The 19,998-nt window shown below is 61.0% G+C and carries 20 protein-coding genes; 14 read left to right on the top strand and 6 right to left on the bottom strand.

What is annotated here, in order from left to right:
• Positions 1 to 31: 31 nt before the first annotated feature.
• From BMZ32_RS18105 to BMZ32_RS18130, 6 genes are all read right to left on the bottom strand, one after another.
• On the bottom strand, positions 32 to 1,357 hold the full coding sequence (locus BMZ32_RS18105) for a TRAP transporter large permease (protein WP_090244611.1): 1,326 nt from the start codon (positions 1,355 to 1,357) through the stop codon (positions 32 to 34).
• Positions 1,357 to 1,863, bottom strand: coding sequence for a TRAP transporter small permease subunit (locus tag BMZ32_RS18110; protein ID WP_090244613.1), 507 nt, complete (start codon positions 1,861 to 1,863; stop codon positions 1,357 to 1,359). Before BMZ32_RS18110 ends, BMZ32_RS18105 begins: the two co-directional genes overlap by 1 nt.
• A gap of 166 nt (positions 1,864 to 2,029) precedes the next feature.
• Positions 2,030 to 2,977, bottom strand: a complete 948-nt coding sequence (locus BMZ32_RS18115) for an alpha/beta fold hydrolase (RefSeq protein WP_090244615.1) — start codon at positions 2,975 to 2,977, stop codon at positions 2,030 to 2,032.
• A gap of 198 nt (positions 2,978 to 3,175) precedes the next feature.
• The gene (locus BMZ32_RS18120) at positions 3,176 to 4,285 is read right to left on the bottom strand and encodes an NADH:flavin oxidoreductase (RefSeq protein ID WP_090244617.1); all 1,110 of its coding nucleotides are present in this window, start codon (positions 4,283 to 4,285) and stop codon (positions 3,176 to 3,178) included.
• Between the two features lie 52 nt (positions 4,286 to 4,337).
• A complete protein-coding gene (locus BMZ32_RS18125; RefSeq protein WP_090244619.1) occupies positions 4,338 to 4,931 on the bottom strand; it encodes a TetR/AcrR family transcriptional regulator in 594 nt (197 codons plus the stop codon).
• Positions 4,932 to 5,097: 166 nt separating this feature from the next.
• Positions 5,098 to 5,385, bottom strand: a complete 288-nt coding sequence (locus BMZ32_RS18130) for a PA4642 family protein (protein WP_090244621.1) — start codon at positions 5,383 to 5,385, stop codon at positions 5,098 to 5,100.
• A 198-nt stretch (positions 5,386 to 5,583) separates the two neighbouring features.
• On the opposite strand from BMZ32_RS18130, the gene BMZ32_RS18135 reads away from it, so the two are divergent.
• From BMZ32_RS18135 to BMZ32_RS18200, 14 genes are all read left to right on the top strand, one after another.
• Positions 5,584 to 6,258, top strand: coding sequence for a GntR family transcriptional regulator (locus BMZ32_RS18135; protein WP_090244744.1), 675 nt, complete (start codon positions 5,584 to 5,586; stop codon positions 6,256 to 6,258).
• Positions 6,259 to 6,409: 151 nt separating this feature from the next.
• Positions 6,410 to 7,345, top strand: coding sequence for a 4-hydroxyproline epimerase (locus BMZ32_RS18140; protein ID WP_090244623.1), 936 nt, complete (start codon positions 6,410 to 6,412; stop codon positions 7,343 to 7,345).
• Complete coding sequence (locus tag BMZ32_RS18145) at positions 7,342 to 8,463, top strand: NAD(P)/FAD-dependent oxidoreductase (protein ID WP_090244626.1); 1,122 nt, start codon at positions 7,342 to 7,344, stop codon at positions 8,461 to 8,463. Before BMZ32_RS18140 ends, BMZ32_RS18145 begins: the two co-directional genes overlap by 4 nt.
• On the top strand, positions 8,460 to 8,696 hold the full coding sequence (locus BMZ32_RS18150; protein WP_090244628.1) for a (2Fe-2S)-binding protein: 237 nt from the start codon (positions 8,460 to 8,462) through the stop codon (positions 8,694 to 8,696). Before BMZ32_RS18145 ends, BMZ32_RS18150 begins: the two co-directional genes overlap by 4 nt.
• Positions 8,693 to 9,952 carry an NAD(P)/FAD-dependent oxidoreductase gene (locus BMZ32_RS18155; protein WP_090244630.1) on the top strand — a complete coding sequence of 420 codons (1,260 nt, stop codon included), beginning with the start codon at positions 8,693 to 8,695 and terminating at the stop codon, positions 9,950 to 9,952. The genes BMZ32_RS18150 and BMZ32_RS18155 overlap by 4 nt, the downstream gene beginning before the upstream one ends.
• A gap of 267 nt (positions 9,953 to 10,219) precedes the next feature.
• Positions 10,220 to 10,981 carry an AraC family transcriptional regulator gene (locus BMZ32_RS18160; RefSeq protein WP_090244632.1) on the top strand — a complete coding sequence of 254 codons (762 nt, stop codon included), beginning with the start codon at positions 10,220 to 10,222 and terminating at the stop codon, positions 10,979 to 10,981.
• A gap of 336 nt (positions 10,982 to 11,317) precedes the next feature.
• Positions 11,318 to 12,136, top strand: a complete 819-nt coding sequence (locus tag BMZ32_RS18165; RefSeq protein ID WP_090244634.1) for an ABC transporter substrate-binding protein — start codon at positions 11,318 to 11,320, stop codon at positions 12,134 to 12,136.
• A 62-nt stretch (positions 12,137 to 12,198) separates the two neighbouring features.
• Positions 12,199 to 13,965, top strand: coding sequence for a cis-3-hydroxy-L-proline dehydratase (lhpI, locus tag BMZ32_RS18170; RefSeq protein WP_090244636.1), 1,767 nt, complete (start codon positions 12,199 to 12,201; stop codon positions 13,963 to 13,965).
• Positions 13,966 to 13,968: 3 nt separating this feature from the next.
• Positions 13,969 to 14,634, top strand: a complete 666-nt coding sequence (locus tag BMZ32_RS18175) for an amino acid ABC transporter permease (RefSeq protein WP_090244638.1) — start codon at positions 13,969 to 13,971, stop codon at positions 14,632 to 14,634.
• 13 nt (positions 14,635 to 14,647) lie between these two features.
• A complete protein-coding gene (locus BMZ32_RS18180) occupies positions 14,648 to 15,298 on the top strand; it encodes an amino acid ABC transporter permease (RefSeq protein WP_090244747.1) in 651 nt (216 codons plus the stop codon).
• Positions 15,291 to 16,013, top strand: coding sequence for an amino acid ABC transporter ATP-binding protein (locus BMZ32_RS18185; protein WP_090244640.1), 723 nt, complete (start codon positions 15,291 to 15,293; stop codon positions 16,011 to 16,013). The genes BMZ32_RS18180 and BMZ32_RS18185 overlap by 8 nt, the downstream gene beginning before the upstream one ends.
• Positions 16,014 to 16,022: 9 nt before the next feature.
• The gene (locus BMZ32_RS18190) at positions 16,023 to 17,060 is read left to right on the top strand and encodes a trans-3-hydroxy-L-proline dehydratase (RefSeq protein WP_090244642.1); all 1,038 of its coding nucleotides are present in this window, start codon (positions 16,023 to 16,025) and stop codon (positions 17,058 to 17,060) included.
• Between the two features lie 139 nt (positions 17,061 to 17,199).
• On the top strand, positions 17,200 to 18,147 hold the full coding sequence (locus BMZ32_RS18195) for a dihydrodipicolinate synthase family protein (RefSeq protein ID WP_090244644.1): 948 nt from the start codon (positions 17,200 to 17,202) through the stop codon (positions 18,145 to 18,147).
• A gap of 240 nt (positions 18,148 to 18,387) precedes the next feature.
• Positions 18,388 to 19,974, top strand: coding sequence for an aldehyde dehydrogenase (NADP(+)) (locus tag BMZ32_RS18200; RefSeq protein ID WP_090244646.1), 1,587 nt, complete (start codon positions 18,388 to 18,390; stop codon positions 19,972 to 19,974).
• Positions 19,975 to 19,998 lie beyond the last annotated feature (24 nt).

Here is a 19,998-nt window from a genome sequence, read left to right on the forward strand (position 1 = left end):
TGCGCTGGCCTACAGCTGAAATTTCATGTACTTAACCGCCGTAGTGCCACTGTGGTAACCACAGGGCGATTTGCGGAAAGACCATGACCAGCACCAGCGCCAGCAGCATGATCAGCACGAAGGGGGTAACTGAAACATAGATGTCACGCAGCGAAACCTCGGGCGGAGCCATGGCGCGCATCAGAAATAAGTTGTAGCCGAACGGTGGGGTCATGTAGGCGATCTGGCAGGTAATGGTGTAGAGCACGCCATACCAAACCAGGTCAAAACCCAGCGCGCCTACCAACGGAATATAAAGGGGGGCGACGATCACCAGCATGGCGGTGTCATCAAGGAACATGCCCATGATGATGAATGACAGCTGCATCAGGATCAGCACCTGCCAGGGCCCCAGCCCAAGGCTTTCGAGAAAGAACGCCTCAATCGCCTTAACCGCCCCCAGGCCATCGAACACCGCGCCGAAGCATAGGGCCGCGAGGATGATCCACATAAACATGCAGCTGATGCCAAGGGTCTTGCGCAGGGTTTCTTCCATCACGCTGCGGTTCAACCGGCCTTTGACCAACGCCATCAGAGTTGCCGCCGCCGCGCCTACCGCAGAACTTTCCACCAGGCTGGTGATGCCCATCAGAAACAGCCCAGTCATGCAGAAAAAAATAAACAACGGTGCGATACCGGCTTTAAGCAGCAGGAGTTTTTCGCGCCGGCTGATCTGCCCTCGCTCCGCCTCAGATAACGCAGGGCCCAGTTCCGGCTGCAAGCGGCAACGCACGGCGATATAGAGGATAAATAGCCCAGCCATTAGCAGCCCAGGCAGCACCCCCGCTAACCACAGTTGGCCGACCGGCTGACGGGCGATCATGCCGTATAGCACCAGTACTACGCTTGGTGGAATCAAAATACCCAGGGAGCTGCCGGCCTGAATCACTCCGGTGACCATGATTTTGTCGTAACCGCGACGCAGTAACTCCGGCAAAGCGATGCTCGCGCCAATGGCCATGCCGGCCACACTCAGGCCATTCATCGCCGAGATCGCCACCATCAGGCCGATGGTGCCAATCGCCAGGCCGCCATTAAGCGGGCCCATCCAGACATGGAACATCTTGTAGAGGTCTTCGGCCAGGCCCGATTCGGAGAGCATGTAACCCATAAACACGAACAGTGGCAGGGTCAGCAGCGGGTACCACTTCATCAGTTTCATGGCCGCGCTGAAGGCTATTTCCGAACCGCCATCGCCCCACAGCAGCAGGGCCGCCGCCACGGCAACAAAGCCAATCGCGCCAAACACCCGCTTGCCGGTGAGCAACAGCAACATCATTGAGGAGAACATCAGCAAGGCGATTAGCTCGTATTCCATTACAATGACTCCCCCCGCGCAGCAGCAATATCCTTGAACAGAGTGGCGATCGCCTGCAGCAGCATCAGGGCGATACCGATACACATAATGATCTTGATTGGGGCCATGGGCGGCGACCAGGCCGAGTAGCTGGTCTCGTTATACTCAAGCGCGTACTGGGTGGAAGAAATCCCCCCATACAACAGGAATACGAGGTAGAAAATCAGAAAGCCAATGGTGAGTATGTCCATCACCGCCCGGGTACGCGGCGACCAGCGGCTGTAGAACAGATCCATGCGCACGTGGGCGTCGAGTTGCATGGAGTAGGCACCGCCGAGCAGGAAATAGGCGACCATCAGAAACTGCGCCGATTCCAGGGTCCAGGCGGCGGGCAGAAAAAACGTCTTGCTGATCGAGGAGTACAGCAGCACACCGAGGATGGCGAAGATCAGGTACATAGCGAAGCGCCCAACGACGCGGTTGAGCGCTTCCACTGCGTGCACAAACAGCCTGATGACCTTAGGCATACCGCACCTGCTGAGTAATTGTTATTCCGAGAGCCTAGACCATGATTGGATAAGTCCAATCGCTGCTCTGTGCGATAGCACAAAGCAGGCCAGCTGCTTGGCAGTCACAATCTCTCCCGAAATATCAGCGGTTTAAGCGCTTACCCAGAGCGCAGGCCAGTACTTGCTAGCCCTCTAAAAAGCGCTTCAGCACCGCTACGGTGCGTGCCGAATCCTCTTCTTGGGGCACATGGCCAAGGTTCTCAAACAGCACCAGGCGGCTGCCTTCGATATCACGCTTGAAGTACTCGCCGTTAACTGGCGGAATCAACTGATCGCGACCACCCCAGATAATCAGCGTCGGCATCTTCAGCGCGGTAATTCGGCTGTAGGCCTGTCCTGCTTCAGCCTGATTAAAGCGCTGGCTCAAGGCTGCACGGTTGCCGGCGCGCAGGGTCAACTCGTAATACCGGTCAACCAGTTCATCAGTGACTTGGCTCGGGTCGCCATAGACGTTGCGCACACTGGCTTCGATCATCGCTCGGGGCAATAGATTGGCCATCAAGGGCGCCAGCGCGGGTATCTGCGCCAAGCGAAAGCCAATCGGAATGGAGGTTGCGTTGCGCGGGTAACCCGCCGCATCTACCAGCACCAAGCGCTCGACCCGCTGCGGATGGTCTAAGGCAAATTGCCAAGCCAGCTGACCACCAAAACTGTTGCCCGCCACCACTGCCCGCGGCACCTGCAACTGATCCAATACATTGGCGAGAAAGGCGCTGTAATGGGCCATGCGGTAATCGCCATCAGGGAAGGGCCCGGTCAGGCCAAACCCTGGCAAATCCAGGCTGATCACCCGACGCGTACTTTGCAACGCTGCCACCCAGCCCTCCCAGGTGTGCAAACTGGCTGAGGTGCCATGCAGCAGCACTATAGGTGTAGGGTCATTACGCGGGCCCTGATCACGCAGGTGGACCAGCATGCCGTCGATGGCCACGAACTGCGATGGCGGCAATGCCCAGCGCGGTTTGAGCTCAGCCACCGTCCGGTCGGGTGCCCAATTCCAGGCGACCGCAGCCGCCATCGCCAGAAACAGCAGCAACACAACAGCCAGCAGAACCTTGGCAACACGCTTCATGGGATGTCCTTTTTCATCAGAGGGGGCTCAAGCAGGCCTTGAGCCAATATTAGCCAAAGCGCTGTGGCTTGCCTGTTAAGTAATGTATGGCGCTTCGAGACACACCCTCGCCCAGCATGCAGACGAAAAAAAGCCCCGATGTGCCGGGGCTTGAGGAGTGCGGCGCCGTTTCCCGGCGCACACAAAAAACAGCAGAACTTAAACCAGGCTCATCAACGCTTCACGGCTGAACGGCAGAATGTCCTGCTCACGGCCATCACGCACCTTCACCGCCCAATCTGGGTCAACCAGCAAGGCACGACCTACAGCAACCAGATCAAACTCCTGTTTGTTCAAACGCTCCAGCAGGTTCTCCAAGCTGGCCGGCTGGGCCACTTTATCGGTGTTAACCATGAATTGCAGGAACTCGCCATCCAGGCCGACGCTGCCGACGGTGATGGTTGGCTTGCCAGTGAGCTGACGCGTCCAGCCTGCCAGATTAAGGTCAGAACCTTCGAATTCAGGCTCCCAGAAGCGGCGCGTCGAGCAGTGGAAAATATCCACACCGGCGTCGCTCAATGGCTTGAGAAAAGCCTCCAGCGCTTCTGAGGTCTGTACCAGACGTGCGCTGTAATCCTGCTGTTTCCACTGCGAGAAACGGAAGATGATCGGGAAGTCCGGGCCTACGGCGGCGCGCACAGCCTGGATCAGCTCGATGGCAAAGCGCGAGCGCTGGGCCAGATCGCCGCCGTATTCGTCGGTGCGCTTGTTGGTGCCTTCCCAGAAGAACTGGTCAACCAGATAACCGTGGGCGCCGTGAATTTCTACACCGTCCATGCCGATGCTCTGTGCATCCTTAGCGGCCTGGGCGAAGGCTGCGATGACTTCGTTGATGTCATCCTGGGTCATGCCGTGAACCACGACAGTACCGTCTTTGATTTTTTCGCTCGGGCCATAGCCTGGAACGCTGGCATCTGGCTCAGTGCCCAGCTTGCGCACATTGCCCACGTGCCACAGCTGCGGAACGATCTTGCCGCCTTCGGCATGAACAGCCTCGACCACTTTCTGCCAGCCGGCCAGGGCATCTTCACCGTAGAAGCGCGGCACGTTTGGGTAACCGTTGGCGGCCTTGTGGCCTACGGTGGTGCCTTCGGTGACGATCAGGCCAACACCGGCGGCAGCGCGGCGACGGTAATACTCGATGACCTTGCTGTTCGGTACACCGCCAGGGGAGAAGGAACGGGTCATCGGCGCCATCACCACACGGGTCGGCAGCTCCAAGTTGCCCAGGGTAAAGGGTTGGAACAGCGCTTTAACAGGATCGGTCATCATCATTCCTCGGGGCGGCCACAGCGCCGCAACTGGTTAATAGGGGTTGCGATCAGGCCCGCAGCAACAGCTGCAGACGCTGGATAAAATCGCTCAGTGCCTGGGTGTTGTTCGCCACTTTCAGGCGCGTCAGCGCGCCTTGCCAGGCATTGGTGATAAAGCTCGCCAGGTTGCGGCAGTCCTCACCGTCCGGTAGTTCGCCAGCCGCCTGCGCCTGCTCCAGACAGGTCTGCAGGGTGTCCGCCGAGGCTTGCAGAATCGCATCGACCTGCGCGCCCAGGGTTGGCGATAACTCGGCCATTTCAAAACTCAGGCTGCCAATAAAACAGTGGTACTCCAGGCGCTCCTGGCGGGCGAAGTGCCCCACCAGCTCGGTGTAATAACCGAGGATGCGCTCGCGCGGGCTCAACGCCGGATTACCTAAGGCTTCGGCATAACGCGCCAGGCGCGGCTGGTAAACCTGTTGCAGGGCCTGCAGGGCAAAGTCTTCTTTGCTGGCGAAGTAGTGGTAGAAGGAACCCTTGGGCACGCCGGCGGCCTGGACGATTTCCTGCACGCCGGCACCGTGATAACCACGACGGGTCATCACCTCGGCGCCTTTGGCGAGGATCAGGTCACGCTTGTCGACACGGATACTGGAGTTCATGCCGCAAGGATATGACCGGTCGTCTAGGATCGCCCAGCACTATTGATTTGCGTGATTATCAGCAAGAAGCAGAGTGAGTTTTAGAAACGATTGAGCTGCGAACAAGTCGCGGCTCAATCGTAGGCAGGCGTGAGTCTAAATTAGCGCAGCAAGCGCTGACTCGGCTTTAGCCGCGGGCGGCTTTGATCACTTCTATATAGGGTTCGGCAAAGCGTTGATCCTGGATCAGCGCGATAAAGTCATGGCCTTGGGCGTCTTTAGCATTCAGGTCGTAGCCCGCTGCCACGAAGAAGCCGACAAAGCGTTCGAAATCATCAATCCGCAAGCCACGGTAGGCTTTGACCAGCTTGTGCAGCGACGGCGGCGTGGCATCAACCGGCTCAACGCCGAGGAACAGCTTGATCGGCTCGTCACCAATCTCTTCGCCAATCACCTGTTTCTTGTCTTTACGCATCGTTCACTCCAGCTAACCAGGCCACACGGGGGCACCAGTGTAACCCCCACATGCCACGCCGCTCAACGCGAGCGGCGTGCGCGAACAGCCCTGCGAGTTATGCGGCAACGCATGCAATGAGCGCGTTACAGCCGCAACAGGACACGCCTCGTATACAATATCTGCACTTCTGACCAACGCGAGGCCTGCCTCTTGCCACTGCCCAGCTTCAATGCGCCTAACCTAGGCGTCACCCCAACGGCCTCGGAAGTCATCACCAAGCACCTGCGTGAGGCCATCATCGGCGGCCACTTCGACGAAGACGAGCCGATTCGTCAGGACGACGTAGCCCGCCTATTCAATGTCAGCAAAATCCCTGTACGCGAGGCGCTCAAGCGTCTCGAGGCGGAAGGTCTGGTGGTGTTCCAGCGCAACAAAGGCGCGGTGGTCACACGTATCTCCGAGCCTGAACTGGCGCAGATCTTCGAAGTGCGCGTACTGCTGGAGGTGCAGGCCATCCGCCTGGCGGTGCCCAACATGACGGAAGAAACATTCGCCCAAGCGGAGCGCATCTGCCAGGCGTTCGTTGGCGAAACCGACATCGGCCATTGGGCAGAACTGAACTGGGCACTGCACGCCTGTCTCTATGAGCCGGCCAAGCGTCCTTTCTTGATCAACCTGATCCGCTCGATCCACGACAAAGTCGAGCGTTACCTGCGCATGCAAATGAGCCTGTCCGCAGGTAAAGACCGCGCTGACCACGAGCACCGGGAAATCCTTGAGGCTTGTCGCGCGGGGGATGCCGACAAGGCCGCCATGCTGATCGAGCAGCACATCATCGGTGTCTGCCGCACGCTGTACGAGCACCTGCCAAACCGGCTTACACCGAACTGATCACGACTACCCGCGCCTCAAAATTCAGACGCAGTAATCGGCACGCCACTGTGCCGATTTCGTCATAGCCCACCACGAAAGTCATCAAGCCGCCACGGCAGCGAAACCCCAGTCTTACAGGCACCTTATTTACACGCAGGTGCCTGCAGCCATGAAACGCATCCACGTCATCGACTCCCACACTGGCGGTGAGCCAACCCGCTTGGTGATCGACGGTTTCCCCGATCTAGGTCAGGGCACAATGCTCGAACGGCGCCAACTATTGGCCGAACGTTTCGACGCTTGGCGCGCCGCTGTTGTGCTGGAGCCGCGGGGCAGCGATGTCTTGGTCGGCGCGCTGCTCTGCGAGCCGCTGGACCCGAGCGCCAGCTGTGGCGTGATCTTTTTCAACAACAGCGGCTACCTCGGCATGTGCGGCCACGGCACCATTGGCTTGGTCGCCTCACTGGCCTACCTCGGCCGCATTCAGCCGGGAATACACCGTATCGAAACCCCCGTCGGTACGGTCGAGGCCATGTTGCATGCGGATGGCTCGGTCAGCGTGCGCAACGTACCAGCCTATCGCTATCGCCAGGCTGTCACCCTGCAGGTGCCTGGGCTAGGTAGCGTCAGCGGCGATATCGCCTGGGGCGGTAACTGGTTCTTCCTGATTGCCGAGCATGCTCAACGCATTGCCGGGGACAATATCGAAGCACTCACCGACTACTGCTGGGCTGTGCGCCAAGCACTGACCGCGCAAGCTGTCCACGGCGAAGACGGCGAGGAAATCGACCACATCGAGCTATTCGCCAGCGACGCTGAAGCAGACAGCCGCAACTTTGTGTTGTGCCCCGGCAAAGCCTACGACCGCTCCCCGTGTGGCACCGGCACCAGCGCCAAACTGGCCTGCCTGGCCGTCGATGGCAAGCTGGCACCCGGCGCCCTGTGGCGCCAGGCCAGCGTGATTGGCAGCCAGTTCGAGTGCAGTTATGAATGGCAAAACGAGGGTCGCGTTATTCCGACCATTCGCGGCCGCGCCCACATCAGTGCCGACGCCACCCTACTGCTGGAGGACAACGATCCTTTCGCCTGGGGCATTCGCGGATGAACGCGGATGTCATCGTTATCGGCGCAGGCATAGTCGGCAGCGCCTGCGCCAAAACGCTCGCCCAGCGCGGCATGAATGTTCTGGTGCTGGACAGCCAGCGCGGCGGTGCCACGGCAGCCGGCATGGGCCATCTGGTCGCGATGGACGACAACCCAGCGGAGCTGGCTTTGAGTCGCTACTCCATCGAGTTGTGGCAGCAATGGGCGCCACAACTCGCCGCCGACTGCGCCTACCGCAACTGCGGCACCTTGTGGCTAGCGGCGAACCAGGAAGAACTGCAGGCCGCCGAGCACAAGGGCGAAACCTTGCGTGCTCAAGGTGTCACCTGCCAATTGCTGGATGCAGAAGGCCTGCGTCAGACCGAACCGATGCTGCGTCGAGACCTGAGCGGCGCACTCAAGGTGAACGGTGACAGCATCGTCTACGCCCCCAATGCGGCGTGCTGGATGCTGACGCAAGGTGGCACGCGTATTCGCCAACGTTGTGAGCAGGTCAGCGCGGTCGAGGGTAACCGGGTACGCCTGGCGGATGGCAGCTGGCTACAGGCCAAGCTGGTCATAATGGCCAACGGCATCCACGCCAGCGAGCTTTGCCCAGAGCTGCCGATTCGCCCGAAGAAGGGCCACATACTGATCACCGACCGCTACCCCGGCCGTATTCAACATCAGTTGGTTGAGCTCGGTTACGCCGCCAGCGCCCATGTCACCAGCGGCACCACGGTCGCCTTCAACGCCCAACCGCGACCGACCGGGCAGATCCTGCTGGGCTCATCGCGCCAATTCGACAGCCTCAGCCCAGAGGTCGAGGGGGCCGTACTCGCACGCATGCTGCAACGCGCCCTCGACTACCTGCCAGAGCTGGGCCAGCTGAACGCGATACGCAGCTGGACCGGCTTTCGCGCCGCCACTCCTGACGGTCTGCCGCTGATCGGCGCCCACCCACAACAGCCAGGCCTATGGCTGGCCGTTGGCCATGAAGGCTTGGGCGTCACCACGGCACCCGGTACTGCGCAGCTACTGGCCGAGCAACTTTTAGGGGAACCCTCGGCAATCGACCCAGCGCCTTATCGTCCAGAGCGTTTTCTCCACACACATGAACTCAAGGAGCAGCACCGATGATTGAGCTCAGCCTGGATGGCCAACTGCTGCGGGTAGCCCAAGGTACAACGGTCGCAGCAGCGCTCTACCTCGGCGGTGACGGCAACAGCCGGACCTCGGTCAGCGGCCAACGCCGCGCGCCATTTTGCGGCATGGGCGTGTGCCAGGAATGCCGCGTCAGCATCGATGGCCAGCGTCGCCTGGCCTGCCAAACCCTGTGCCGCTCCGGCATGCAGGTGGAGACTCAGCCATGACCCGCGACTTCGACCTCTTGATCATCGGCGCGGGCCCTGCGGGTATGGCCGCCGCCTTGGCAGCCGCCCCCAGCGGTGCGCGTATCGCCATCATCGACGACAACCCGGCGCCCGGTGGGCAGATCTGGCGCGACGGCGTTCAAGCGCAACTCCCCGCTGCCGCTCAACGCTACCGCGCGGCGTTGGCCGCAGCGAGCAACGTGCAACTCTTTGCTGCAACCCGGGTAGTCGCCATTGCCGGCCCACAACAGTTGTTGCTGGAGGATGACAACAGCGCCTGGAACGTTCGCTACAGCACACTCATCCTCTGCACGGGTGCCCGCGAACTATTACTGCCCTTCCCCGGCTGGACATTGCCCGGTGTCACGGGCGCAGGCGGCCTGCAGGCGCTGGTCAAAGGCGGCGTTCCATTGACGGGCGAACGCCTGGTGATTGCTGGCAGTGGCCCGCTGTTACTGGCCAGTGCCGCCAGCGCCAGGAAGGCCGGCGCGCAGATCCAGCGCATTGCCGAACAGGCCAGCCTTGCAGCCCTGTCGGCTTTTACCCTGCAGCTGGCGCGCTGGCCCGGCAAACTGCTGCAAGCCACGCAACTGCTGGATAGCCACTACCGCAGCGACAGTTTCGTCGTGGCCGCACTCGGCAGCGAGAAACTGGAAGCCGTGCGCTTAAGCCAGTCCGGCAAAATCATAGAAATCCCTTGCGAGCGCCTCGCCTGCGGCTTTGGCCTAATTGCCAATACCCAACTGGGCCAAGCCTTGGGGTGTCGCGTGGCAGACCAGGCAATTGCCGTCGATGACTGGCAAGCGTGCAGCCGGACCGATCATTACGCTGCCGGCGAGTGCACCGGTTTTGGCGGCAGCGAATTGGCCCTGGTTGAAGGCGCCATCGCCGGCCATGCCGCAGTTGGCGAGCAACACCAGGCCCGCGCACTGTGGCCGCAACGCGCACGCTGGCAAGCCTTTGCCAGGCAACTCAACCGGCGCTTCGCCCTCAATCCACAGCTGAAGCAGCTGGCCGAGGCCGACACGCTGGTCTGCCGCTGTGAAGATGTACCCTACTCGGCCCTCGCCGAGCGCAGTAGCTGGGTCGATGCCAAGCTGCACAGTCGCTGTGGCATGGGCCCTTGCCAGGGACGTATTTGCGGCGCGGCCTGTGAGTATCTATTCGACTGGCAAACGCCGACGCCACGCGTGCCCCTGACGCCTACGCGTATCGACAGCCTGCTGCAGCTCGCAGAGGCGCAAGTGCATGGGTAGGGTGGGTTAGCGGCGCCAAGCTCAAAACGATCAGACACCGCCAGCATGGCGCGCCGCGTAACCCACCAGACGGTAGCCATGTATTGCGCCGATGGTGGGTTACGGCGCAGCAACGATAGGTGTAACGCCAGTCACATGGACAGGCGCCTAACCCACCCTACGTCCTGTCGCAGGCTAGCAATACTTCCCCATGACCGGCGCGCAGCTATAGAGTGGTGCCGCTAGCCGCTACCAGCGGCATCCACTCGCTCTGCCTGGACCCGGCCCATGCTGTTTCCCGCCCCAAGCCAACTGCTACCACCGCCCTGCGACCTGAACGAACTACTCGGCAGTTTGCAAATGATCACACCGCTACTCGATGCCATGCCCGGCGTGGTGTTCTTTATCAAGGACTGCCAAGCGCGCTACGTGCTGGTTAACCAGACCCTGGTGCAACGCTGCGCCCTCAAAGACCGACAAACGCTACTCGGCAAAACTGCCGAGCAAGTTTTCCCCTCGCGCTTCGGCCCGCTGTATACCGAACAAGACCGGCGCGTGTTAGAGATCGGAACGCCCCTCAGCGATCAGCTTGAGCTGCACCTCTACCCAGGCCGCCAACCCGGCTGGTGCCTGACCCATAAGTTGGCCTTACATGACCGCCAGGGCACGATCATCGGCATGGCCGGCATTTCCTATGACTTACAAGCGCCGCAGGCCAGCCATCCGGCGTATCAGAAGCTCGCAGCAGTCGACGCGCATATTCGTCAGCATTACGCCCACCCCATCGCGGTGAAACACCTGGCCAGCATCGCCGGGCTGTCCATCGCTCAGCTAGAACGTCTGTGCAAGCGTATTTTCCAACTCACCCCGCGCCAGATGATCCACCAGGCTCGCCTCGGTGCCGCCTCACAGCTGCTAGCCGGCGAACTGCCGATCACCGAAATCGCCCTGCGCTGCGGCTACACCGACCACAGCGCGTTCAGCCGCCAATTCAAAGCTCTTACCGGGCTCTCCCCCAGCCAGTACCGCGACAGCCAACGCCACGCCTGAGCGCCGCACACATCTCTGCGTCACGATTGTTACCCTGCGGCGCAACGTTACGGTGCACACCTGCGCGTCCTGCTTCCTTCTGTGACACCGCAAGGCTGTTACGCCTTTTCGTTCGCGGCCACGCTCGCGACGTAACGGCCTGGCGTGTCCTTCGGCGTTGTGGCGCAGCGCCCACCCCACGGGCGCTGTAGCCCAGCACACGATCCTCAAAAAGCACTTCTCAACCATCTAAGGGCGTTCTGGCATGACCGATGCATATTTAATATCGTATACGAAATCCGCAATACCAAATTCAATCCACACCAATGCTCGACCCAACCAGACCTAGAGGCCCCTATGAAAAACCCCACACTCGCCGTAGCCCTCACAGCTGTTCTGAGCACCTCCTTTATCAACGTGGCCCAGGCCGACAAGCTCGATGACATTATTGAGTCCGGCAAGCTGCGCTGCGCCGTCACCCTGGACTTTCCACCGATGGGCTTTCGCGATGAAGCGAATAACCCCGTAGGTTTCGACGTCGACTACTGCGGCGACCTGGCCAAGGTGCTTGGCGTCACCCCAGAAGTGGTCGAAACGCCTTTTCCTGATCGCATCCCTGCGCTCATTTCCGGGCGCGCCGACGTCATCGTCGCGTCCACGTCCGACACCCTGGAACGCGCCAAGACCGTGGGCATGACCGTGCCCTACTTTGCCTTCCAAATGGTTGTGCTGACCCGCGAAGACAGCGGCATTAACAGTTACGCCGACCTCAAAAGCCACCCGGTCGGCAATACCAGCGGCACCTATGAGGCCATCGCCCTGGAGAAAGACGTGAAGGCTTGGGGCGGTGGTAGCTTCCGCGCGTACCAGAGCCTCAACGACACCATCCTCGCTGTCACCCAAGGGCATATCGACGCAACAGTCGTGACCAACACCGTCGCTGCCGCAACGCTTAAGTCGGGCAAATACAAAGGCCTGAAGATCGCCGGTGACGCGCCCTACACCATCGATTACGTGTCGCTGGCGGCTAAGCGTAACGAATACGGCTTACTCAATTACATGAACCTGTTCGTTAACCAGCAGGTGCGTACCGGCCGTTATCAGGAACTGTGGGACAAGTGGGTCGGCAAGGAAATCGCCCCGGCCAACCTGTCGGTACCCGGCGTCTACTACTGAGTCGTAGCTAATAATCCATCCATCAACGTGCGGCCTGCTTGCGGGTCGTACGGGAGCTACAGATGCCTGATTTTTCTATGCAAGCACGCAGCCTGGTCAGTGGCCGCGCGCAAGGCGATTTGCTGTATGCCGATGTTGGCCTGAGTTTCTGGGGCGGAGTCGACCCCTTCAGCGGTGAAGTGATCGACCGCCATCACCCCTTGAACGGTAACGTCATCAGCGGATGCGTGCTGGCTATTCCCAGCGGCCGCGGCTCCTGCACCGGCAGCAGCGTATTGCTGGAACTGATTCTTAACGGGCACGCACCCGCCGCTCTAGTGGTGGCGCACCCCGAAGAAATTCTCAGCCTGGGCGTTCTGATTGCTCAGGCGTTGTTCGAGCGCAGCCTGCCGGTTATCTGTATCGGCCAAGCGGCATTCGAACGCCTGCACGATTGCACCTTTGTGCGCGTCGACGGCAGCCAGATCAACGCCTACGTCACAGCACCTATAGACGACCAACCCGCGCCGTCACTGACACCTGAAACATCACCTCAGCACAGCGACCTGATGCTCACCGACTTCGACCACGCCGTGCTCGCAGGCGAGCACGGCAAAGCCGCACAAGTCGCCATGCAGATCGTTCTGCGTATGGCGGAACTGCAAGGTGCTCGCGAGCTGATCGACATCAGCCAGGCGCACATCGATGGCTGCATCTATACCGGCCCGGCGAGCCTGCGCTTCGCTGAGCAGCTGGTTACGTGGGGTGCGAAGGTGCGGGTGCCGACGACGCTCAACGCCATCTCTGTAGACCAACGACGCTGGCGCGCCCAAGGCATTGACCCAGCCTTCGGTGAACCGGCCAGCGCCTTGGGCGATGCCTATATGGCGATGGGCGCCCAACTGAGCTTTACCTGCGCGCCCTACCTGCTCGACAGCGCGCCAGAAGCCGGTGATCAGGTGGTCTGGGCCGAGTCCAACGCCGTGGTATTTGCCAATAGCGTGCTGGCGGCACGCACCCAGAAATACCCCGACTTTCTCGATATCTGCATTGCCCTGACCGGCCGGGCGCCGCTGATCGGCTGTCACCTGACCACAGGACGGCTGGCCACGTTACAGATCAACGTGCCGGCGCTGGGAGACGTGGACGACGCCTTCTACCCGCTGCTCGGTTACCACATCGGCGCCCTGGCCGGCAGCCAGATCCCCGTGATCTGCGGTTTGCAGCAGGCGCAGCCGAGCCGCGATGACCTCAAAGCCTTCGGTGCGGCCTTCGCCACCACCTCAGGCGCGCCGATGTTCCATATCGTCGGTGTGACCCCAGAAGCGGCCACCTGCGAACAGGCACTGGGCGGCATGGCAGCGCAGCGCCAGCTTGATATTAGCGCGCAAGACCTGCTTGCCAGCTGGCACGAACTGAACAGCGCCAGCAGCCCAGACCTCGGCCTGGTGTCGCTGGGCAATCCGCATTTCTCGTTAAGTGAATGTGCGGCGCTGGCCCGGCTCTGTGCGGGCCGAGATAAACACCCGGAGGTGGCAGTGGTGATCACCTGCGGCCGCCACGTGCTTGAGCAAGCACGACAAGCCGGCCATGTCGCTGCGCTGGAGGCTTTCGGCGTGCAATTCGTCACGGATACCTGCTGGTGCATGCTCGGTGAGCCGGTGCTACCGGTCAGCGCCAAGAACCTGATGACCAACTCTGGCAAATACGCCCACTACGCACCGGGCTTGGTCGGCCGCCGCGTGCACTTCGCCAGCCTGGCTGCGTGCGTCGACGCGGCCTGTAGCGGCCAAGCCAGCGGCGATCTGCCGAGTTGGTTGCGCCAAACATCCCGCCATGGAGGTTATTGAGCAATGTTCGATTACAGCTTCCATTGGCGCTCGGCCTTCAAGGCGCTGCCCGATATGCTCGGCGGCGCGTGGGTCACCTTCGAAACCGCCGCCCTGTCGATGATCTTCGGCGTGCTAATCGCCCTCTGTCTGACCCTGATGCGGCAAACAAAAAACCCTTTAGCCCGCGGCTTCGGCAACGCCTGGGTATCAGTGGCGCGCAACACGCCGTCACTGTTCCAGATCTACTTGCTGTACTTCGGCCTGGGCTCGTTCGGCATTCACATCAGTTCTTGGGCGGCATTGCTCGCAGGGATCACCTTCAACAATGCCGGCTATCTGGCGGAGAACTTTCGCGGCGGGCTCAAGGCAGTACCGGAGACGCAAATGCGTGCGGCCCGCTCGTTGGGCATGAGCGCATTCAAAACCTACCAGCTGGTGATCATCCCGCAATTGCTGCGCATCGTGTTCTACCCACTGACCAATCAGATGGTCTGGGCAGTATTGATGACCTCACTGGGCGTCATTGTCGGCCTCAACAACGACCTTACCGGGGTCACCCAGGGTTACAACGTGAAGACCTTCCGCACCTTCGAGTACTTCGCACTCGCGGCGGTTCTTTACTACCTGATCGCCAAAGCCATCGTACTGGTCGCCCGCCTACTCGGCTGGCGCCTGTTCCGCTACTAGGAGGGTAATGGCCATGTTGACTACCAGCATCACCTCGACCGACCTGCTATTCCTGCTGCAAGGGGCCTGGACCACCATCCTGCTGACCTTGTGGGCCATGCTGCTGGGCACCGCCGGCGGGGTTATCTGCGGCCTGCTGCGCGCTACCTTGCCACGCGCCACACTGCCGCTGGCCTGGGTGCTGGATGCCTTTCGCAGCGTGCCGCTGCTGATCCAGTTCGTCTTGTTCAACTCACTGAAAAGCATTGCCGGTTTGGACTGGAGCGCGTTCTCAGTCGCCTGCGCTGTACTCGGCGTGTATGCCGCCGCCTACTGCACCGAGATCGTCCGTAGCGGCGTGCTGGCGGTATCACCCAACGTGCGCCGGGCAGGACGCTCACTGGGCCTGAATTACTGGCAAGACCTGCGCTACATCGTCATGCCGATGGCCACCCGCATCGCGTTTCCCGGTTGGCTCAACCTGACCTTGTCGGTGATGAAAGACACCGCCCTGGTCATGTGGATCGGCATTGTCGAGCTGCTACGCGCCTCGCAAATCATCGTTACACGTATCCAAGAGCCGCTGCTGGTGCTGTGCATCGCCGGGCTTATCTACTACTTCATCAGCCTGGTGGTGGCCCGCTTGGGCAATCAACTGGAGAAAAGGTGGCAGGAAAATGATTGAGATCGAAAACGTACACAAATCCTTCGGCGACCTCGATGTCATCAAGGGCGTGAGCCTGACGGTGAACAAAGGCGAAGTGGTGTCCATCATCGGTGGCTCTGGCTCCGGCAAATCGACCCTGTTGATGTGCATCAACGGCTTGGAAGTCATCCAGCAAGGCAGCATTCGTGTCGACGGTACCGAGGTGCACAACAAAGCCACCGACCTCAATCGCCTGCGGCAGAAAATCGGCATCGTCTTCCAACAGTGGAATGCGTTTCCGCACCTGACCGTGCTGGAGAACGTCATGCTGGCACCGCGCAAAGTGCTCGGCCAAAGCCGGGCTGAGGCCGAAGAAGTTGCCGTGCGCCAGCTGACCCACGTGGGCCTGGCTGACAAGCTCAAGGTGTTTCCCGGCAAGCTCTCTGGCGGTCAGCAGCAACGCATGGCCATCGCCCGCGCCTTGGCCATGTCACCGGATTACATGCTGTTTGACGAGGCCACCAGCGCCCTCGACCCACAGCTGGTGGGCGAGGTGCTGGACACCATGCGTATGCTCGCCGAAGACGGCATGACCATGGTGCTGGTGACCCACGAGATCAGCTTCGCCCGCGAAGTCTCGGACCGTGTGGCGTTCTTCCGCAACGGCCTGGTGCACGAGATCGGTACCCCCGAGCAAGTGCTGGTCAGCCCGCAATATGCGGAAACGGCCGACTTTCTGAAATCCGTGCTTTAGGAGAGCAGCATGCGCTCGAGCAAAGTTATACATGTGGTCAGTTGCCATGCCGAAGGCGAAGTCGGCGACGTGATCGTCGGCGGCGTTGCACCACCACCGGGCGATACGCTGTGGGCGCAATCGCGCTGGATCGCCGAAGATCAAACCCTGCGCAACTTCATGCTGAATGAACCGCGCGGCGGGGTGTTCCGTCACGTCAACTTGCTGGTACCAGCCAAAGATCCACGCGCGCAGATGGCCTGGATCATCATGGAGCCGGCCGATACGCCGCCGATGTCGGGTTCCAACTCGTTATGCGTCTCCACGGTGCTGCTGGAAAGCGGCATCCTGCCCATGACGGAACCGCAGACCCACCTGATTCTGGAAGCCCCCGGCGGGCTGATCGAAGCCGTGGCGCAGTGCCGCAACGGCAAAGTCGAACGGGTCGAAATAAAGAACGTGCCGTCTTTCGCCGATCGGCTGGATGCCTGGATTGAGGTCGATGGTATTGGCTCACTGCAGGTGGACACCGCCTATGGCGGCGACAGTTTCGTCATTGCCGACGCCCAGGCGCTGGGCTTCTCACTCGGCGCTGACGAAGCGGCCGACCTGGCCGCCTGTGGGCTTAAGATCACCCGCGCAGCCAACGAGCAGCTGGGTTTCGTGCATCCACTCAACCCGGACTGGGCGCATATTTCTTTTTGCCAACTGGCCGGCCCATTGCAACGGCAAGAGGGGATTTTGAGTGCCGCCAACGCGGTGGTGATTCGCCCCGGCAAAGTCGACCGCTCGCCCACGGGCACCGGTTGCTCAGCGCGCATGGCGGTATTGCATGCCAGAGGTCAATTGCAGGTCGGCGAACGCTTTATCGGCCGTTCGATCATTGGCTCCGAGTTCCATTGCCGAATCGACAGCCTCAGCGAAGTCGCTGGGCGCCCGGCAATCATCCCCTGCCTGTCTGGCCGGGCCTGGATCACCGGCACCCACCAGCACCTGCTTGACCCTGATGACCCCTGGCCACAGGGCTATCGCTTGTCCGATACCTGGCCAGTGGAGCTGAAGCGCTAAGGCGTGTTGAGGATTTAGAACTGCCGGCTCGCCGGTGCAACGAACCGGGCGTTACGCCCAACCACGGGAAACAGATGGCTAACTACGGCTATTTATTTTCGTATACGAAATACTTTAATTCTGCCCAGGAGGCAAACCCATGAGCCGCACCATTTTTACCGGCACCATTCCCGCCCTGATGACCCCCTGCACCGCCAAGCGCAAGCCGGACTTCGACGCGTTGGTACGCAAGGGCCACGAGCTGATCGAAGCAGGCATGAGCGCGGTAGTCTACTGCGGCTCCATGGGTGACTGGCCACTGCTGACCGAAGCCGAGCGCCAGGAAGGCGTGGCACGCCTGGTCGCAGCCGGCATCCCAACCATAGTCGGCACCGGTGCGGTAAATAGCCGCGAAGCCGTATCCCACGCCGCCCACGCGGCCAAGGTCGGCGCTCACGGTCTGATGGTCATCCCGCGCGTTTTGTCCCGTGGCGCTTCGCCAGCCGCCCAGGAAGCGCACTTCGCCGCCATTCTCGAAGCCGCGCCGAAGCTGCCAGCCGTGATCTACAACAGCCCGTATTACGGCTTCGCCACCCGTGCTGAGCTGTTCTTCAAGCTGCGCCGCAAATACGCCAACCTGATCGGCTTCAAGGAATTCGGCGGCGCGGCTGACATGCGCTACGCCGCCGAGCACATCACCTCGCAGGACAAGGACGTGATCCTGATGGCCGGCGTCGATACCCAGGTGGTGCATGGCTTCGTCAATTGCGGTGCGACCGGCGCCATTACCGGTATCGGTAATGCCCTGCCGCATGAAGTGCTGCAACTGGTCGAGCTGAGCAAGAAGGCCGCCAAGGGTGATCCCGTCGCACGGCGTCGTGCTCTGGAGCTGGCCGAGGCGCTGAATGTGCTGTCGTCCTTCGACGAAGGCACCGACCTGGTGCTCTATTACAAGTACCTGATGGTGCTCAACGGCGATCAGGAATATGCCCTGCATTTCAACGCAACCGATGCCCTTAGCGACGCCCAGCGTAACTACGCCGAGACCCAGTACAGGCTGTTCCGTCAGTGGTACGCCACCTGGTCGGCCGAACAGAGCTCCGTCTGATCGCCGCACTGCGCTTGGATGTCGGCCTGTAACCAGCGCACCAGCGACCCTGACCCCGCCGCTGGCGCCAGCGGTTTGTTACCTGAAATCCGTTGCCCCGCCGACAGTCCTTACGGCCACAGGTACCGCGCTGTAGTGCCGTTCCCTGATTCAACTGTTGCTGTTTGTCCTCGTGTTGCCAGGTCTCGCCACCTGGTTACTGGGGCAACTGTTCTGACCCGTCACCCAGAGGAGCCATTTATGCTCAAGCTCGTTGGACACCATTACATCGCCGGGCGCCGCAGCTTTGCTGGCAGCACCACCCAACAGAGCGTCGACGCCAGCAGCGGCGAGCCGCTGCCCTATCATTTCCACCAGGCCACAGCAGAAGAGGTGGCCGCCGCCGCCCAGGCTGCTGCTGCTGCCTACCCACAATTTCGCGCGCTAGCCGCCAGCCGGCGCGCCGAGTTTCTTGAGGCCATTGCCGACGAGATCGACAGTTTGGGCGACGATTTTGTCAGCATTGTCTGCCGCGAAACCGCCCTGCCTGCCGCGCGCATTCAAGGTGAACGCGGCCGCACCAGCGGGCAGATGCGTCTGTTTGCCAAGGTGCTGCGCCGTGGCGATTTTTATGGCACCCGTATCGACCGGGCGCTACCCGAACGCCTGCCGTTACCCCGCACCGACCTGCGCCAGTATCAGATCGGCGTCGGCCCGGTGGCCGTGTTTGGCGCCAGCAATTTTCCGCTAGCCTTCTCGACGGCTGGCGGCGATACCGCTGCGGCGTTGGCCGCCGGTTGCCCGGTGGTATTCAAAGCCCACAGCGGCCACATGGCGACAGCCGAGTGTGTCGCTGATGCGATTATTCGCGCGGCGGAAAAAACCGCGATGCCCGCGGGCGTGTTCAACATGCTCTTCGGCAACGGCGCGGGCGCCGATTTGGTCAAGCATCCAGCCATCCAGGCAGTCGGCTTCACCGGCTCACTGAAAGGTGGCCGAGCACTGTGCGACATGGCAGCCGCACGGCCACAACCCATCCCGGTATTTGCTGAGATGTCGAGCATCAACCCGGTGGTGCTGTTACCTGCCGCACTGAAGCAACGCGGCGCACAGATAGCCACTGAACTGACGGCCTCGGTGGTGCTCGGTTGTGGTCAGTTCTGTACCAATCCAGGTTTGGTGATCGGTATTCGCTCAGCTGAATTCAGCGAATTTGTGCGCGACTTCGCCGCATGCATGCACGAGCAACCGGCACAGAGCATGCTCAACGCTGGCACGCTGCAGAGTTACAGCCACTGCTTGCAACGCTTGCATGCCCATCCTGGGCTGCAGCATCTGGGCGGCCATCCTCAGGTTGGCAATCAGGCTCAGCCGCAACTGTTCAAGGCTGATGCCCGTTTGCTGCGCGAAGGCGATGCGCTGCTACAGGAGGAGGTATTCGGCCCGACCAGCATCGTCATTGAGGTGGCTGATCGAGCCGAGTTAGTCGCAGCGTTGCACGGCTTACATGGCCAGCTCACCGCCACCCTGATCGCCGAACCGAGCGACCTTGAGCAATACACGGAACTATTGCCATTGCTGGAACAGAAGGCCGGACGCCTGCTGCTTAACGGCTACCCCACCGGAGTCGAGGTGTGTGACGCCATGGTGCATGGCGGCCCCTACCCGGCCACTTCCGACGCGCGCGGCACCTCCGTTGGCAGTTTGGCGATTGAGCGTTTTCTGCGCCCGGTGTGCTACCAGAATTGCCCGGATGCACAACTGCCCCTGGCCCTGCAAAATGCCAACCCGCTCGGCATCGCCCGCTTGGTGGATGGCGAGAGCACACGTGAACCCGTGACCGGATAGTTGTCGGCACGGTCTGCGGTTCTC

Origin of the sequence: Pseudomonas guineae, from assembly GCF_900113745.1 — a bacterium.
GTDB lineage: Bacteria > Pseudomonadota > Gammaproteobacteria > Pseudomonadales > Pseudomonadaceae > Aquipseudomonas > Aquipseudomonas guineae.